The sequence below is a fragment of the Pseudoalteromonas sp. H71 genome, assembly GCF_001468485.1.
Classification (GTDB): Bacteria; Pseudomonadota; Gammaproteobacteria; order Enterobacterales; family Alteromonadaceae; genus Pseudoalteromonas.
Window position 1 is genome coordinate 53,455 of record NZ_LODI01000048.1, and the last position, 16,798, is coordinate 70,252.

Below are 16,798 nucleotides of genomic sequence, written 5' to 3' on the forward strand. Positions count from 1 at the left end.
AATTACTTCAAGTGCGTGCCAAGCTGTTGCAAATAAGCGATAAGGGCTTGCATTTCTGTTGCGCCTTTACCGTCATTCATTGCATCAACTTTGGCAACGTCAGCTATTAGTTCTTCATCGCTACCGTATCCTAAACCCGGATGTTTTGGGTTTTCTGGATTAATAGCGAATGTATCACGGAAAATTTGTAGTTTTTTCAGAGTTAAGCTGGTATCAACTGTGTTCTCTGCTAACCAAGGAAAACCTGGCATATTAGACTCAGGAACCACATCACGCGGGTTCACTAAGTGAGCATAATGCCAATCGTCCGAGTAACGTTTACCAACACGAGCAAGGTCAGGACCAGTACGTTTAGAACCCCATTGGAAAGGGTGATCCCATACTGACTCGCCTGCTACAGAGTAGTGGCCGTAACGTTCAACTTCGTCACGAAAAGGACGAATCATTTGTGAGTGACAGTTATAACAACCTTCACGCACGTAAATATCGCGACCTTCCATTTCTAATGCATTTAGAGGACGTAAGCCATCTACTGGTTTTGTTGTGTCGTCTTGGAACATAAGTGGAGTAATTTCAACTAATGCACCAAAGCTAATAGCAAAAACAGTCAGTATGGCCATAAGACCAACGTTTTTTTCTACTATTTCGTGTTTGTTTTGTGAATTTTTATTGCTCATCATCTCACTCCGTTATGCTAATTGTGCTTGCGCGTCTAACTTCAGTGATTCTTTTTCAGCTGAAATTGTACGGAAAACGTTATAAGCCATAACTAACATACCTGTTACGATGAATACACCGCCAACAAAACGCATTATGTAGAAAGGATGTGATGCTTCTAAAGACTGAACAAAGCTATACATTAATGTACCGTCAGCATTAACTGCACGCCACATTAGACCTTGCATTACACCTGAAATCCACATTGCAACAATGTATAAAACAACACCAACAGTGTGTAACCAGAAGTGGGTGTTAACAAGCTTAATGCTGTACATACGACCTTGTGCAAACAGTGCAGGGATAAGGTGGTAAATAGCACCAATCGAAATCATTGCTACCCAACCAAGTGCACCTGAGTGAACATGGCCTACAGTCCAATCTGTGTAATGAGATAATGCGTTCACAGATTTAATTGCCATCATTGGGCCTTCAAACGTAGACATACCATAGAAAGACAACGATACAACTAAGAAACGAAGTACTGGGTCAGTACGTAGTTTGTGCCACGCACCCGATAAGGTCATTATACCGTTTATCATACCACCCCAAGATGGAACGAATAGGATAATAGACATAACCATACCTAAACTTTGCGTCCAATCTGGAAGCGCAGTGTAGTGAAGGTGGTGAGGACCGGCCCAAATATATAAAGATACAAGTGCCCAAAAATGAACGACCGATAAACGGTAAGAGTAAACAGGGCGACCCGCTTGTTTAGGTACAAAGTAGTACATCATGCCTAAGAAACCAGCGGTTAATAAGAAACCTACAGCGTTATGACCATACCACCATTGCACCATTGCATCTACTGCACCAGCGTAAATAGAGTACGATTTAGTTAACGATACAGGCACAGCCATGCTGTTTACAATGTGCAACACCGCAACAGTAATGATAAAGCCAGCGTAGAACCAGTTAGCAACATAAATATGCGACACTTTACGTTTAATTAAAGTACCAAAAAATACAACTGCATAAATAATCCAAACAACTGCGATTAGAATATCGATTGGCCATTCTAGTTCAGCGTATTCTTTAGAGCTTGTAATACCAAGTGGTAAAGTAATTACTGCTAATACGATAACTAGCTGCCAGCCCCAAAATGAAATTGCGGCAAGTTTGTCTGAGAAAAGGCGCGTTTGACAAGTACGTTGAACGACGTAATAAGACGTCGCAAAAAGTGCACTTGTACCAAATGCGAAAATTACTGCGTTCGTGTGTAACGGACGTAGTCGAGAGTAAGTTAACCATGGTGTATCAAAGTTAAGTGCTGGCCAAGCTAATTGGGCAGCAATCAGAACCCCAATACTCATGCCAACGATGCCCCAAATCACTGTCATAATAGCGAATTGGCGTACAACTTTATAGTTATACTCAGTTTGTGATGCTACTGTTTGGCTCATTTTCTGGCTTCCGCTGCAATAAATGCGTTTAGAAATGAATTACCCACTTGAAAAGTGGGGCCTACTATTACTTCACAAGCATGTTACCTAAAACGTTCAAAGCATGAATGCTTCAGAAAACAAACTCGAGAAACCCTAATTTTTGCGAGGGAAATAATAAATTTTTTGGCCTAAAAAAGATAGGTCAATTACGTAATATTATGACATCAATCAAACTTTGTGACTTTGTTGTCTATTTTTTGATTAGCTTAGTGTCTAATTTTGGTTATTTAGTGCACCATGCTTGTCATTTATAAGCTTGATTATTAGTATCTGCTTTTATTCGAAGGACATGTTTTATGAAAGCAACCCAATTTTGTTTTGTGTTTTTGTTACTTTTACTGTTAACCGCCTGTGATTCTGGTGAGCATAAAAACGCAACGGTCCTTAAAAACTCAAACTGCAAACCTAACTTAGAATGTATTTATCCAAATAATGTGAAAGTGTGGCTTAGTCATCAATCTCTTTCACCTGAAACACCTTTTACAATTTTCAGTAAACTGCCTGATGATATAAAAATAACTCAAGCAAAGTTGAAGGGCATCACTATGTATATGGGGTTTATTCCGCAGCAGTTTGTAAAGCAAGGCGACTTATGGAAAAGCGAAACCATGGTTGGCATTTGCTCAGAAAATAATATGCTTTGGAACTTACAGTTAACCGTTATAAATACAACTACTTCAAAAGAAGATACCCTCAACTATAACTTCTACGTTACCTACTGATAAACTCTTATTTTAGTACGAATTAGCCAGCCAACCGATCACGTTTTATCCCAAAATTGTTGATTTGTACAAGCACACATACTCCATACAATGTAGTCCACATTTAAAAATCATACCTAACAAAGCAAGAGTGTTTGTTATTGACTATGAGCAATAGGCTTTTCTCATGAGTTAGCAACTATCAGGTGGTTTTACCTTTTTAATAATGCCGTGTGATTAAGTTGTTAATACCTGAATTATTACTAATCAGCAGGAGTAATTACATTTGATTACAAAGTAGCGGTGTTTGATTTCATCTGTACTTTAATTGTGTATAAGTTTTTTTAAATCATTAATTTTAAATTGTATTTTTATATTAACAATGAAACAAAGAGTAACCTTTGTACCTTTTATAGGGTGGTCTTTTTTGCCTTTATTAAAAAGCAATCAAGCGTTAAGTTTTCGTTCAGTTAAGTGCGCTTAAGTTGCCTGCCGACTCATTCTTCTTATAACAAATGAGCATTACCAATCTTGGTAAATTCCAACAAGTAGGATTCTTTCATGACTAAATCGACTCTTGGTCTAGCTGTAGTTGCAGCCATCCCAATGTTTTCAAGTGTACATGTACTAGCAGCAGACGAAGCTGCAAATTCAATCGAAAAAATTCAAGTTACGGGTTCACGCATCAACCGTACTGATATGGAAACAGCCAGCCCAATTACTGTTATTGGCGATGACTTTATTGCAAAAAGTGGTTTCACGTCTGTTGCCGATATTCTCTCAACTCAACCCTCTGCTGCGGGTATAAGCCTTGGTGCTTCAAGTAATAATGGTTCGGGTGGTTCTGCAACTGTTAACTTACGTGGCATGGGATCACAACGTACCCTAGTGTTACTAAATGGTCGTCGTATGGTTTCTTCTGGAACCGGTGCAGACTCTTCAGTTGATTTAAATACCATTCCTGTTGCAATGATCAAATCAATTGAAATCTTAAAAGATGGTGCATCAGCGGTGTATGGATCTGATGCAATCGCCGGTGTTGTTAACATTATTACCAAAAAAGATTTTGAAGGTACTGAGCTTAATGTTGAAGGAAGCCGCACAACGAAAGGTGATGGTAATAACTACGGTACTAGCTTATTACATGGCATGCAGATTGCCGATGGTAACTTAGTAGTTGGTGCCCAGTTTTCAAGCCGTGGAGAAGTGATTCAATCAGATCGTAGCTTTGTGTCTGCTGGACAGTCGTCGTTTATTCCACAAGGTACTTTAGGCGGTAAAACATACGAAGGTAATGGTGTATTTGCCGATAGAACAACGTCGTACGACTTTACTACATCGAGTTATGCGCAAACACCAAACGATTTGTACAGCCTTTTTACAAGCTTTGATAAAGAGCTAGACGCTGATACCACATTTAATGTTGATCTAATGTATACACGCCGTGATTCATCACAGCAATTGGCACCTCAACCAGCCAGTGTAGATTTACTTACAGCAAACCTTGATAGTGAATACACTAATGCGTTTATCGCCGACGGTGAGCTTGCCGATTCGCTAGAGTACCGCAGAAGAATGGTTGATGCTGGCCCGCGTATATACGAGCAAACAACAGACACATACCGTGCATCTGTGGCATTACAAGGCATTTTAGATAACGATGCAAGCTGGGATGTGAGTGCTACATACGGCAGAAACGACTCTAAAGATAAAGTACAAAACTCGATTAATGCAAGCCAAGTAGAGCAAAGCATTTACGCAAACCAAGCACTTTGGTTTAGTGGTGATGCACTTAGCCGTGACTTTTTAACTGCTAACGATTCTATTTACACCGAAAATAACGAAGGTGGAAATGAGCAATTTATCTTATCAGCAGGTTACAGCGCACTAACCGATAGCGATATTGGTTACGCTATAGGTATTGAGAACCGTTTTGAAAGTGGTTTTTACACACCTGATTTAATTACACAATTGGGCCAAAGTACAGCTGCTCAGCAAGATCCTACTGAAGGTGATTATTCGGTACAGTCGATTTACTTTGAAACATCGATGCCTGTCTTAGAAGTGGTAACACTTGAAGGGGCTGCACGTTACGACAATTATTCTACGTTTGGTGGTGAGACAACGTGGAAGCTTGGCGCTACTTGGGATGTAACAGATTCATTTATGGTTCGTTCTGTACTTGCAACTGGCTTTAGAGCACCAAACGTTGCTGAACTATTTGGTGGTAACTCGGGCTCATACGATTACCTAGCCGATCCGTGGGGTAACGAGCAAGATGCGCAAATTTTAGTGAACTACACAAGTGATGCTGACTTACAAGCAGAAGAAAGCCGTTCGTTTACATTTGGCATGGTGTGGGAAGTAGTTGATGGTTTATCTACAACGCTTGATTACTGGAAGTTTGACATCACTAACGCCATTACGCGTTTAGATGTTCAAAACGAAATGAACAACTGTTTTGCGGGCGACACGCAATCGTGTGATTCGGTAAATATTACCCCAGCGGGTGATTTATCAAACTTAAGCTCTGCATTAACCAATGTTGGCTCTCAAAAAACATCAGGTATTGACTGGAACATTGGTTACACTGCCGATAACTACCGCATCAATCTAGATACCACTTACTTGGTTGAATTTGAACAAGATGATATTGATTACACAGGGACTATTGACGGTAACATTGGCGGCTACTCTAAAATCAAATCTAACTTGTCTGTAAATTACGATTTGTCTGATGCGTTGAGTGTGCTTTATAACGCACGCTTTATTCGTGGTATGAGTGGTGATTATTACGGTGAGTCGTTCAGCACTGATAATGTTATTTACCACGATATTTCAATGACGTACAGCCTAAATGAATCACTGAAAGTAACAGGTGGTATGAATAATATTTTTGATAAAGAGCCTGAAGAAGTCCTTGGCGGTAATGACATGGGCACCGTACCAGAGATTTACGACGTTATTGGTTCACGAGTATTCGCAAGTATTAATTACAAGTTTTAACTGTAAGTAACTTGAACGCTATTTAACCATTCTATTTATAGCCGAATTCAAGTTAAGTATAAAACTTTCAAGGCTCCGTGTTTACGGGGCCTTTTTTATTGAACAAAGTAAACGAGGGAAGTAAACTAAAAACAACAAAAAAAGGAGAGTTGATTGCTAAAACAAGACGAAAATTTATCTTTTGTCATTGAGCCCGAGTTAAATGCGCGTTCAGAGCAGCGTATTGATCTGTATTTTTCTATTCCTAATGAAATGGGAATAAATCCAAAAACGTTAAGTGAAGAATCTTACTTCAATAACCAGTTTAAATCTCACTTAGCTTACAACGCCAATAATATTCATTTGCCACTAGTACGAAGCCGTTTTGTGAGTAAAAACAAAGGTGAACAGCAAGATTACAGGCAAAATCTAAATTTATTTTGTTACCAAGTGCGTTTAGCGCTCGATGCTGATATTAAGGATGCACTTAAATTAAATGAGGCAGAAGAGTTTTATAATCGCGCAAATGAATTATTTGAGCAAAGCGAAGGGTTATTAAAAAAGCTACGCCGTTATACCCCCGATGACGAAAAATTACTGCCATTTTATACAAATGCAGATAACTACCTTAGCTGGCACGTAGAACAATCATTTTTAAAATTGTTAGATGAAGGGCCGCGTAGTAGTGATTTTGCTAAAGAGCGGAACGACCTCTTACAGTTTTGTAAAAGCGAAAACGTTTACCGAGCAGATAAAAATTACAACTCTGAAACCACACTACAAGATGCCAACCGCATCACAAACAAAATGCGTTTGCTACAACGTTTAATTGAGCATGGAGTAATACTGCAGCGTAATACTCGCTTTTTAAACAGTTACTTAAAGCGATTAGTAAAAGGCACGGTGACTGCAGTTATAATGGCGTTTGTTATGTTAGTTATCCTTAATGCACGCTCAAGTTTTACCGAGGTCACAGCCACGCTTATTTTGATACTGGGTGTTATTTATGGCCTGCGTGAAATATTTAAAGAAGACATAACCCGTGTGATTTGGCGTGCTATTGTTCAAGGGCGGCCAAAATGGCGGTTTACATTTAAAAACAGTATTACCAAAGATAAAATAGCAAGTCAGTTTATTTGGCTTGAGTACACGCGGTTTAAAAAAATCCCCAAAGAAGTACAAACTATTTTTTCAAAACGTCGTCAGCAAAATAAACAGGCCGCGCAATGGCTGCATTTTGCAAGTGAAACCCGCGTGTCGGCAAAAGAGTTTTTACCAGGGTACGATACGTTACAGCAAACATTGCAATTTAACTTAGCGCCATTTGCCCGGTATTTAAAGCGCGGTGAAGGTAAGCTCTATCATTTAGACAGTAACAAAATATCTAAACAAGCCGTAGAACGACGTTATCAATTAAATATGGTACTGGTACATACAGAGGGCGATAAAACACTTTATCAGCGTTATAAAATTACGTTAAATCGCAGTAAAATTGTCAATATTGAGCTTATTTACTCTAAAAAATAGGTTTTATAGTCATATATTAAAAAAGGGGAATAGATACAATCTATCCCCCTTTTTTAATTATTTAAGCGTTACTTAGTTAGCTAAACCATGTTTGCTATATAAAGTTACTTTGTCTGAAACAAGTGTAATCTCTATATTTTTAGACTCGTCGCCCCAAACACAGTTAGTGTGAAGCGTTTTTTCTACACAATTATCTGCACTACCTAGTACGGCTTCAACTTCAGCTTTATCCATACCAATTTTAATCTTTTCGTAGTTTTCTACTGTTACTTTAGAGCATGCTGCAAGGCTTAGTGTAGCTGCAATAATTAGGAGTTTTTTCATTGTTGTATCCTACTTAGTATTAATGTTTAAATTTTCTAATTTGGACAATCATGCCCATACGAGGGTGATCAAAGTAATGAATTTCACCACTTATTACACGTTTAAACTGAGCAAAACGTGACGACTCTACATCACCACTTTGAAGTTTTTGGCTAATATCAAAATCTGCAGTGATAAATAAATAATGGCGTAAATGAATTTTAAATAATCCATCTAATTCCCATTTACTTGTTGATTCATCGGGCTCATTAAATAGGCTAGGTTGTGGGTCCAATAAGCTGACAAAGTCTGGGTTTGAATAGCGTGGCACATCAAAAACGCGTGTTTTAATCTGCTCACCGGCAAATAAGTGCATGCTTGGCGCACGTGATTTACTTTTTGCTTCAAAACGCCAACCAGTATGTAAAATAGGGGTTAAGCCTTTACGGTCTAGTTGCTCATACTGCGTTTTAAATTGTAATTGCTCAGGGGCAAGTAAGTAGGTTTGCTCCATGGTATCGAGTGCGGGTGCCATAGGCGTTACGGGCAGTTTATCGTAGCTTTGTACATAGTCGGTACTTGCGTCGCAAACACCCGAGCGAGGGTTATCGTTTACTAGCGAATCGGTAAATGAACGCGTCTGAAACCGTGTGTCGCCGTCAATACAGGCTTGCATGGCTTGCTCGGTATAAAGTGGCGTTAACAAATCAAGCGTGTTTTTATCTTCAATAGCCTCGTGTTTTAAACTAAAGTCTTCTTGTAAATAGGGGGCTGGACGCTGTTTAAATATCAGCACCTCAGCTTCAAACCAACGCTCTGCAACTGCAGTGCTGCTAAATAAGCAACATAAAACTACCAGCGATTTTTTTAGCAACATTAATGGCTAACCTTTTTTTCGAAATCTGCGATCATAGCAGTGACCATTTTTAAGCGTTCGCGGGCATTTGCCTCACTAATCGCAAAGCGCAATTTATTTGCGCCTTCCATTTTATAAATATGCGGTGCACTTTGTATCAGCCCAATAATGAAGCTAGGATTAACCTTAGTATTTTGACTAAATTCAAAGTAACCACCTTTAGGGTTTGCTTCTATTTTTGTTATCCCTAAATTACTTGCCTGCATTTTAAGTTGTTGCAAACTAAATAAGTTTTTAGCTGCATCAGGAAGTAAACCAAAGCGGTCTATTAATTCTACCTGTAACTCATCTATGTCGCCTAGGTTAGCACAACTAGCTACACGCTTGTACATACCCAATCGTGCATTTACGTCATGAATATAATCATCAGGCAGTAATGCAGGCAGTTTTAAGTCAACTTCGGTTTGTTTTTGTAATAGGTTTTCAAGGGTGGGTTCTTTACCCTCACGTAATGCATTAACTGCTTGTTCAAGCATTTCCATATACAAGCTAAAGCCAATGGTTTGCATTTGTCCAGATTGATCGTCGCCCAATAATTCACCTGCACCACGAATTTCTAGATCGTGCGTAGCAAGCGCAAAACCAGCACCTAAATCCTCTAACGACTCTATGGCTTGTAAACGTTTACTTGCATCTTTTGACAACGCTTTAGGGTCGCCTGTGAGTAAGTAGGCATATGCCTGATGATGGCTTCGACCAACACGACCACGCAATTGATGTAATTGTGCTAAACCTAGCTTGTCGGCTCTATCCATAATAATGGTATTTGCCGTAGGCACGTCAATACCGGTTTCTATAATGGTTGTACACACAATTACATTGTATTTTTGGTGATAAAATTGGGTCATTATTTGCTCAAGCTCTTGCTCGCGCATTTGCCCGTGAGCGGTAATCACATTCGCTTCAGGTACCCATTCACTTAGCTCTTGCGCCACGCGCTCTATTGTTTCAACGTTATTATGCAAAAAGTACACTTGGCCGCCACGTTTGATTTCACGCAGAATGGCTTCGCGAATAAGTTCTACATCACGTTGGCGAACAAAGGTTTTAACCGCCAAGCGTTTAGCCGGTGGAGTCGCAATAATAGATAAGTCGCGCATACCACTCATTGCCATATTAAGCGTTCGAGGGATAGGTGTTGCAGTAAGCGTTAAAATATCGACATCTGCACGTAGTGCTTTAATTTTTTCTTTTTGGCGCACACCAAAGCGATGCTCTTCATCTACGATGAGAAGTCCTAAATCGTTAAATTTAATGTCTTGTTGAATAAGTTTATGTGTGCCAATAACAATGTCTAATTTGCCATTAGCCATATTTTCTAGGGTGTCTTTTTGCTCTTTTGTTGAATTAAAACGAGAAAGCACACCCACTTCAATAGGAAAGTCAGCAAAACGGTCTTTAAAGTTTTCATAGTGTTGCTGCGCAAGTAGGGTAGTGGGCACTAAAATGGCAACTTGTTTACCATCGTTAACAGCAACAAAAGCTGCACGCATAGCAACCTCGGTTTTACCAAAGCCTACATCACCACACACTAAACGATCCATCGCTTGTTTTGATTGCATGTCGCCTAATACAGCTTCAATTGCATTACGCTGGTCGTCGGTTTCTTCAAACGGAAAACTTTCACTAAACTGGCGATAGGCTTGGCCGTCTAAGGTAAATTTATTACCTGGTTTAGCTTGGCGCTGTGCGTATATATCAAGTAACTCAGCGGCTACATCACGTACTTTTTCAGCAGCACGTTTTTTTGCTTTTTCCCAGGCGTCTGAGCCGAGCTTATGCAGTGGTGCACTGCTTTCTTCGCCGCCTGAGTAACGGCTGAGCATATGCAGAGCCGACACCGGCACATACAATTTAGACTCACCGGCGTATATTATGGTAACAAATTCCGTAATTACACCTGCCGCATCAATAGTTTGTAAACCTTGATAGCGGCCAACACCGTGATCAAGATGCACAACGGGCTGACCTTCTTTGAGTTCAGCTAAGTTACGGATCAGTGCATCTTGGCTTGCTTCGTATTTGTGTTTACGACGTCTGCGCTGCGATACTTTAATGCCTAGCAGCTCTTGTTCGGTAATAATCGATAAAGTAGGTTTAGAGCCAAGTACAACACTTTGCTCAAGCGGGCTTACAATTAAGCCTACATCACTATCGCTTTGGGTAAATTGTTCAAAGGTATCAAACTCTTTAAATTTTAAACCGCTGGGTTTTAATATGTTGAGTAACGATTCACGACGGCCATCCGATTCAACGCTCAGTAATATGCGGCTTTTTTTCTTCTTTTGCGCTGCGACGTAGTTTATAAATGCAGCATACGGTTCGTGCTGTTTATGATCTATTCTTATTGCGGGTAGTTCACTAACCAATAAATTTTTATTACCTGCTTTCGTGCCTAGCTTGGCAAGCGATAAACGAATACGCGCAAATTGCCCTAAGTTAGAAAACAGCTCGTCAATTGGCTGATATAGTGCATTGGGTTCAAGTAGTGGGCGCAGTGGGTCTACTTTACGGTTTTCATAGCGAACATTAACATCGTGCCAAAAATTGTCGGCGGCGTGTTCTAAATCGCCTAACTGCATAACGGTTGTGTTATCAGGCAGGTAGTCAAAAATCGTGGCTAGGCTTTCAAAAAATAACGGCATGTAGTATTCAATACCAGCAGGCCAATTTCCTTTACTAACTTGCATGTAAACAGAGTCTTGCTCTGAACTTGCACCAAACTTTTCACGGTAACCAATTCTGAAACGCTCAATATCTGCCTCATTAGTTGGAAATTCGTGTGCGGGCAGTAATTCAATTTTCTCTACTTTTTCGTCAGAGCGCTGCGTTTCCACATCAAACAAGCGAATCGTATCAAGTTCGTCATCAAAAAAGTCGAGCCTAAATGGATGCGGGCTACCCATAGGGTATAAATCGACGATTGAGCCTCGAATGGCGTACTCACCATGTTCCATCACTTGTTGTACGTTTAGGTAACCTGCTTGCTCTAGATTTTGTCTAAAATTATGAGTGTCGAGCTTATCGCCTACTTTAAAGTTTATTGTTGAACCATAAATAAACGAGGCAGGCGCGGTGCGCAGCATCAGCGTAGACACAGGCACGATCAATACGCTTTGTTGTTCTTTTTTTAGGGTATTTAATGTGGCTAAGCGCGCAGAAATAATATCTTGATGAGGAGAAAAATGATCGTAAGGCAAGGTTTCCCAATCAGGAAATACCATCACCGGGTTATCAGGTAATAAGTAGTCTAGCTCTGTTTCAAGGCGCAGCGCGCTGGGTGTGTCGGGTGTAACAATTAATACTAAGTTTTCTTGTTGTTTAACACCTTCGGCAATGGCAATACTTAAACCACTTCCGCTTAGCTGCCCCCACTGAATTTTATCTTTTTGAGATTTTACCCAAGGCAAGGCTGCCCATTGCTCAAACGCCATTTATTACTCCATTTGATTGGCTCTTATAAGCTAAGAGCCATTCTTTTAGTTAGTCGCGGTATATTTTTGTAAGGTCGCTGTAGTGATCAATTCGGCGATCACGCAAAAACGGCCAGATACGTCTTACGTTTTCTGAGCGTTTTTGATCAACTTCTACCACTAATATTTGTTCATCGATGTTGTTAGCTTGCGCTAAAAACTCACCCTGAGGCCCAGCAATAAACGAGTTACCCCAAAATTGAATGCCGCTGCTATGTCCGCTTGGGTCCCTCTCGTGGCCAACACGATTACAGCTAATCACCGGTACTCCGTTTGCAACCGCATGAGCACGTTGACTAATAACCCAGGCATCTTTTTGACGTGTTTGTTCATCTTTGTCGTCATTCGGATCCCAGCCAATAGCGGTTGGGTAAATTAATAGCTCGGCACCGGCCATTGCCATCAAACGCGCCGCTTCTGGAAACCACTGATCCCAACACACCAACACACCTAATTTTCCTACCGATGTTTGAATCGGCTCAAAGCCTAAATCGCCAGGGGTAAAGTAAAATTTCTCGTAAAAACCAGGATCATCAGGTATGTGCATTTTGCGATATTCACCTGCAATGCTGCCGTCTTTTTCAAGCACCACAGCGGTATTGTGGTACAAGCCTGTAGCGCGCTTCTCGAATAATGACGCCACAATAACAATATTGAGCTCTTTAGCGAGTTCACCTAAGGTGTTGCTGCTTGGCCCAGGTATGGTTTCTGCAAGGTCAAATACATCAACGTCTTCGGTTTGGCAAAAATAAAGACTGCGATGAAGCTCTTGCAAAACAACAAGCTGAGCCCCATTTTTTGCGGCTTCCCGAATGGCTTTAATTGATTTAGCCATATTTTCATCAGCGTTATCGCTGTTGCTTTGTTGCACTAAAGCAACGGTTAATTTTGCAGGGCTTGTCATTGTGCTGCTCCAGCTAAAAATCCACGTGGTAATTGCATTGTAATACAGTGTAGGCTGCCAAATTGCTCAATAATGGGTTGGCAATTTACGCCGATTATAGTGTGCTGTGGGTATGCTTTTTGAACCTGTGCTAAAGCACGGTTGTCGTTCACATCGTTGTATATAGGAACAAGCACAGCATTATTAATAATTAAGTAGTTAGCATAGGTTGCAGGTAAGCGCGATTTTTCATCGTCATACACGGCTTTTGGCCATGGTAACTCAACCAAATTATATGGGGTGTTATTAGCCGTTTTAAAGCCTTTTAATTGTTTTTCCATCGCATTAAGCGCGCTGAAATGCTCGTCATTTTCATCATCACATTGTACATATACTAGCGTATTGTTTGGTGCAAATCGGACTAGCGTGTCTATATGGCTGTCGGTATCGTCACCGGCTAAATAACCGTGATCGACCCATAAAAAATCGGTGGCCCCTAAATGCGTTTTTAATAAGGTTTCTATGTCTTGGCTCGATAAGTCAGGGTTACGGTTTTTGTTAAGCAAACATTCGCTGGTTGTTAGCAATACGCCGTGCTCGTTTATTTCAATACCGCCACCTTCAAGCACCATATCTAGTGCTTGATAATCATTGTTAGCATGGCTTAGCTGCTCAACTACTGCCTTATTGATTTGATTATCAAGTGCGCTTTCAAATTTATTGCCCCAGCCGTTAAACGTAAAATCATAGATTTTTAGTTTAGTCTCATCGCTTATATTTGCACACGTTAGTGGGCCGTGATCGCGTGCCCATGTATCATTAGTAGGTGTTACAACAAAATAAACACGTTCGAGTTTAATACTGGCATGAGTAAGTAATGCAGTAATATGTGTTTTTAAGGCTTCGTTGTGAGCAACAACAACTAACGATTGGTAGTGTGTTATATGTTTTGCAAGCTCAACATAGACAGGCTCAACACGGGCTAAATTATCAGCCCAATCGGTATGTTCATGCGGCCAAGTAAGCATAACAGCGTCTTGCTCGGCCCATTCAGGTAAAAGTCTAAAGTTCATGGAATTTTTATACAAATAGAGATACTGCTAGTTTAGCAGTTGTGTTACTTCCAAGTCACTTGAAAAATCGGTTTGCTTTAGCAAGTTAAATTTACTGCAAATACAATTATTCAGTGATTGAATCGTCTGATGTTTGTTCTAGTTCTTGGCGCTTTTTTAGTTGGCGCGTTTGCGCGTGCAAACTTGCTCTGACTACTAATTCTTGATCAGTGTTTCTGATAGCGGTGAACAGCACGGTGTATTGGTAATGATCGTTGTCTTGCTTTTCTATAGCTACAACCTCGGTGTAACAATACACAGCTGATGCTTCATGATGCAAAAAAAGTTTTGTCCTAAATGATTGCCCAATTGAATATACATCAGACGATGTAAATCTAATACCGCCGCCGCCATAACTATCGCAGTGTATAGCATTCTCCTGCGCTTGCTCAGAGGCTAAAATGTGGCTCATAATTAAATCTATTTTTCGCGATTGCGCTTGTAAAAACGCGGCAAGCTCTTGCGCTACATCGCCTAAGTTTCGAAGTGGACGTAATGAGCTTTGTTCAAGTTCACTCACTTCATTAGCTAATCTAAAAAGAGGCGGAATATCATCATCAAGTGCTAGCTGAGATTTAGGTACTTGCTCATTGGGTACAGCAAATAAATTAACCCTAATGCTCTCGTTTATTTGAAAATACTCTTCAAACTCGCTTAATCTTTGACTATTCATAATTATCTCCACGACGTGATATTTAAATAGTAGCGTTGTGAGGGGTAAATTGCTAGCAGTTAAAATCGCTAAATACTTTGTTTATACGCGGTTTTTAGTGATAAAAAAGCGGTCAAACTCTTCCTGAGATTGGCCGCTTGGGTATTGATTTTGTAAGTAGCGCTCGTTATTTAAGTAGAGCGGCTAATTCATGTAAATCTTTCACAACGTGATCAGGTTTTTTCGCAAGCGGATATAACGCTTTACCTGGGCGTGTAATAAAGGTTGTTTGTAAGCCCGCTTGTTTAGCACCAGCAACATCCCAACCATGTGCAGCAATCATCATGGCCTCGTTGGGTGCTACGTTTAACTTTTTAAGTACCCAGTCGTAGGCACGTAAATCAGGTTTATATATTTTAATATCTTCAATGCTGTAACGCGCGTCAAAATATGACAACAAACCTGCATTTTCAAATTGAGTTTTAACCCCTTTATTTGACGAATTAGTTAAGCTTACTAACTTATAGCCCTGCGCTTTGAGTTTTGCCAGTCCATCTTTCACATCGCTGTGCGGCGGTAGTGATAACAGCGGCGTAACAATGGCTGTTTTAGCTTCCTCGTTGGTAATATTAATATTGTTATTCTTTGCCACCATAGCTAGTGAAGCTACACCAATTTGGCCAAAGTCATGGTAATCACCGGTTACTGTCTCTACCAGCGAGTTGTGTAACATGGTTGAAAACCACAAAGGCAGTAAATCTTCTCTGCCACCTAATGCTTTTCCTATTGAGGTGCGCATACTGGTTAGGTCGAGCAAGGTTTCGTTTACATCAAAAATAAGTACTTTTGGTTTGTCTTTACTTTCTTCTGCATTTACTGAACTTACTAATAAGCTAGCAGCTAAAGTAAGGGGTAGTGTGAGTAATTTTAATGATTTTAGTAAAGGCATTATTTTTTTTCTCCATCGAGTGCGGTCATCACATCACTCGGCTCTGCACGCAATGTGTAATCTTCGTTTAAGAACGCGTATGTAATGATGCCATTTTGGTTAATTACATAGGTTGCAGGAAGGGGTAGCTGGTAAGTTTTGTCGCCGTAGGTTTGTTCAAAATCAATCCCAAAGCCGGTATATAACTCTTGAATACGTTTATCGAGTGTGAACAACAAGCCAAATTGCTGTGCAACCTTATTACCAACATCTGAGAGCACATCAAACTCGAGCTCATTTTTTTGGGCAGTCGTTAAGGTTTGATCTGGCAGCTGGGGAGATATGGCGATTAACTGAGCGCTCTTAGTTTTAAATTGAGGTAAATAATCATTCAATGCTTTTAATTCTAAATTACAATACGGGCACCAGGCACCACGGTAAAAACTAATCACTACGGGGCCTTTTTTTAATAAATCTACCAGTTCTACATTTTTGCCTAGATGGTTTGCCAAGGTAAAATTTTCTACCTTATCGCCTACCTGTAGGGCATTGTTTTTTATGTGCTGAGCAATTAATTCTTCGTTCGTTGTATTCATTAATGCTAAAACGTCTGCGGGTAAATTAGCTTCTTTTTGAACATTAAATGCATCTATTTGTGCTTTTAAACTCATGGCTTAGTCTCATCAATTATTAAATTGCATAAAAGTATATGGTTTTAAATATTTAAATAAACATTGCAAAACTGAAAGCTTCATTCGAAAATATTAAACATTGAAAAGACACTGTGGTTTTTTATGTACAGTTTAAGTGACCTAGAAACGTTTATTGCCGTGGTTGAAAATAAAGGGGTGTTGGCAGCTGCTCGTGAACAGCGTTTATCACCTGCAACAGTGAGTCACCGCTTAAGTAAATTAGAGCGAGAGCTAGCTACTGTGCTTGTGTTTAGAGACAGCAGACGCGTTCGCTTATCCCCAGCGGGAGAAATATTCTATACCCGTATTGGTGCCATAATTGAAGCATTACGCGATGCAGAGCACAGTATTGGCGCACGAAGTTCATCAGTAAGTGGATTATTGAGAGTCACCATGCCACCTTGGGTTTTCTCTAAATATGTAATGCCTAGGCTTAATGAATTTGAGCACGCTTTTCCAGA

General features: G+C 40.1%; 14 protein-coding genes. 4 read left to right on the forward strand and 10 right to left on the reverse strand.

The window, feature by feature from the left end:
* Positions 1–2: 2 nt before the first annotated feature.
* The gene (gene ccoO / locus ATS71_RS18005; protein ID WP_006794296.1) at positions 3–677 is read right to left on the reverse strand and encodes a cytochrome-c oxidase, cbb3-type subunit II; all 675 of its coding nucleotides are present in this window, start codon (positions 675–677) and stop codon (positions 3–5) included.
* Between the two features lie 12 nt (positions 678–689).
* Complete coding sequence (gene ccoN, locus ATS71_RS18010) at positions 690–2,123, reverse strand: cytochrome-c oxidase, cbb3-type subunit I (RefSeq protein ID WP_006794295.1); 1,434 nt, start codon at positions 2,121–2,123, stop codon at positions 690–692.
* 338 nt (positions 2,124–2,461) lie between these two features.
* Between ccoN and ATS71_RS18015 the strand changes: the two genes are divergently transcribed.
* The 3 genes from ATS71_RS18015 to ATS71_RS18025 all read left to right on the forward strand — a co-directional run bounded on the left by ATS71_RS18015 (position 2,462) and on the right by ATS71_RS18025 (position 7,378).
* The gene (locus ATS71_RS18015) at positions 2,462–2,887 is read left to right on the forward strand and encodes a hypothetical protein (RefSeq protein WP_058406028.1); all 426 of its coding nucleotides are present in this window, start codon (positions 2,462–2,464) and stop codon (positions 2,885–2,887) included.
* A 540-nt stretch (positions 2,888–3,427) separates the two neighbouring features.
* The gene (locus tag ATS71_RS18020) at positions 3,428–5,872 is read left to right on the forward strand and encodes a TonB-dependent receptor (RefSeq protein ID WP_058406029.1); all 2,445 of its coding nucleotides are present in this window, start codon (positions 3,428–3,430) and stop codon (positions 5,870–5,872) included.
* 153 nt (positions 5,873–6,025) lie between these two features.
* Entirely contained in the window at positions 6,026–7,378 is a 1,353-nt protein-coding gene (locus tag ATS71_RS18025) for a hypothetical protein (protein WP_058406030.1), read from the forward strand.
* Between the two features lie 72 nt (positions 7,379–7,450).
* Here the strand turns inward: ATS71_RS18025 and ATS71_RS18030 are convergent, their stop codons facing one another.
* The 8 genes from ATS71_RS18030 to ATS71_RS18065 all read right to left on the reverse strand — a co-directional run bounded on the left by ATS71_RS18030 (position 7,451) and on the right by ATS71_RS18065 (position 16,316).
* A complete protein-coding gene (locus ATS71_RS18030; protein WP_058406031.1) occupies positions 7,451–7,702 on the reverse strand; it encodes a hypothetical protein in 252 nt (83 codons plus the stop codon).
* Positions 7,703–7,721: 19 nt separating this feature from the next.
* Entirely contained in the window at positions 7,722–8,558 is an 837-nt protein-coding gene (locus ATS71_RS18035) for a peptidoglycan binding protein CsiV (RefSeq protein ID WP_058406032.1), read from the reverse strand.
* Positions 8,558–12,031 (reverse strand): transcription-repair coupling factor, encoded by a 3,474-nt coding sequence (gene mfd / locus ATS71_RS18040; protein WP_058406033.1) that lies wholly within the window; start codon positions 12,029–12,031, stop codon positions 8,558–8,560. Before mfd ends, ATS71_RS18035 begins: the two co-directional genes overlap by 1 nt.
* A gap of 49 nt (positions 12,032–12,080) precedes the next feature.
* Positions 12,081–12,974 (reverse strand): carbon-nitrogen hydrolase, encoded by an 894-nt coding sequence (locus ATS71_RS18045; RefSeq protein ID WP_058406034.1) that lies wholly within the window; start codon positions 12,972–12,974, stop codon positions 12,081–12,083.
* The gene (locus ATS71_RS18050; RefSeq protein WP_058406035.1) at positions 12,971–14,026 is read right to left on the reverse strand and encodes an agmatine deiminase family protein; all 1,056 of its coding nucleotides are present in this window, start codon (positions 14,024–14,026) and stop codon (positions 12,971–12,973) included. Before ATS71_RS18050 ends, ATS71_RS18045 begins: the two co-directional genes overlap by 4 nt.
* A 106-nt stretch (positions 14,027–14,132) precedes the next feature.
* Positions 14,133–14,738, reverse strand: coding sequence for a PilZ domain-containing protein (locus ATS71_RS18055; RefSeq protein WP_058406036.1), 606 nt, complete (start codon positions 14,736–14,738; stop codon positions 14,133–14,135).
* Positions 14,739–14,904: 166 nt separating this feature from the next.
* Positions 14,905–15,666, reverse strand: a complete 762-nt coding sequence (locus ATS71_RS18060) for a haloacid dehalogenase type II (RefSeq protein WP_058406037.1) — start codon at positions 15,664–15,666, stop codon at positions 14,905–14,907.
* A complete protein-coding gene (locus tag ATS71_RS18065) occupies positions 15,666–16,316 on the reverse strand; it encodes a peroxiredoxin-like family protein (RefSeq protein WP_058406038.1) in 651 nt (216 codons plus the stop codon). Before ATS71_RS18065 ends, ATS71_RS18060 begins: the two co-directional genes overlap by 1 nt.
* Before the next feature lie 123 nt (positions 16,317–16,439).
* Here ATS71_RS18065 and ATS71_RS19300 point away from each other — a divergent pair.
* A partial coding sequence (locus tag ATS71_RS19300) for a LysR family transcriptional regulator (RefSeq protein ID WP_235591531.1) occupies positions 16,440–16,798 on the forward strand: 359 nt, incomplete at its 3' end.

Bases quoted from the DNA above. Each gene is read 5' to 3' on its own strand.
- ccoO (WP_006794296.1), bottom strand. From the start codon at position 677: ATGAGCAATAAAAATTCACAAAACAAACACGAAATAGTAGAAAAAAAC.
- ccoN (WP_006794295.1), bottom strand. From the start codon at position 2,123: ATGAGCCAAACAGTAGCATCACAAACTGAGTATAACTATAAAGTTGTA.
- ATS71_RS18015 (WP_058406028.1), top strand. From the start codon at position 2,462: ATGAAAGCAACCCAATTTTGTTTTGTGTTTTTGTTACTTTTACTGTTA.
- ATS71_RS18020 (WP_058406029.1), top strand. From the start codon at position 3,428: ATGACTAAATCGACTCTTGGTCTAGCTGTAGTTGCAGCCATCCCAATG.
- ATS71_RS18030 (WP_058406031.1), bottom strand. From the start codon at position 7,702: ATGAAAAAACTCCTAATTATTGCAGCTACACTAAGCCTTGCAGCATGC.
- ATS71_RS18035 (WP_058406032.1), bottom strand. From the start codon at position 8,558: ATGTTGCTAAAAAAATCGCTGGTAGTTTTATGTTGCTTATTTAGCAGC.
- mfd (WP_058406033.1), bottom strand. From the start codon at position 12,031: ATGGCGTTTGAGCAATGGGCAGCCTTGCCTTGGGTAAAATCTCAAAAA.
- ATS71_RS18045 (WP_058406034.1), bottom strand. From the start codon at position 12,974: ATGACAAGCCCTGCAAAATTAACCGTTGCTTTAGTGCAACAAAGCAAC.
- ATS71_RS18050 (WP_058406035.1), bottom strand. From the start codon at position 14,026: ATGAACTTTAGACTTTTACCTGAATGGGCCGAGCAAGACGCTGTTATG.
- ATS71_RS18055 (WP_058406036.1), bottom strand. From the start codon at position 14,738: ATGAATAGTCAAAGATTAAGCGAGTTTGAAGAGTATTTTCAAATAAAC.
- ATS71_RS18060 (WP_058406037.1), bottom strand. From the start codon at position 15,666: ATGCCTTTACTAAAATCATTAAAATTACTCACACTACCCCTTACTTTA.
- ATS71_RS18065 (WP_058406038.1), bottom strand. From the start codon at position 16,316: ATGAGTTTAAAAGCACAAATAGATGCATTTAATGTTCAAAAAGAAGCT.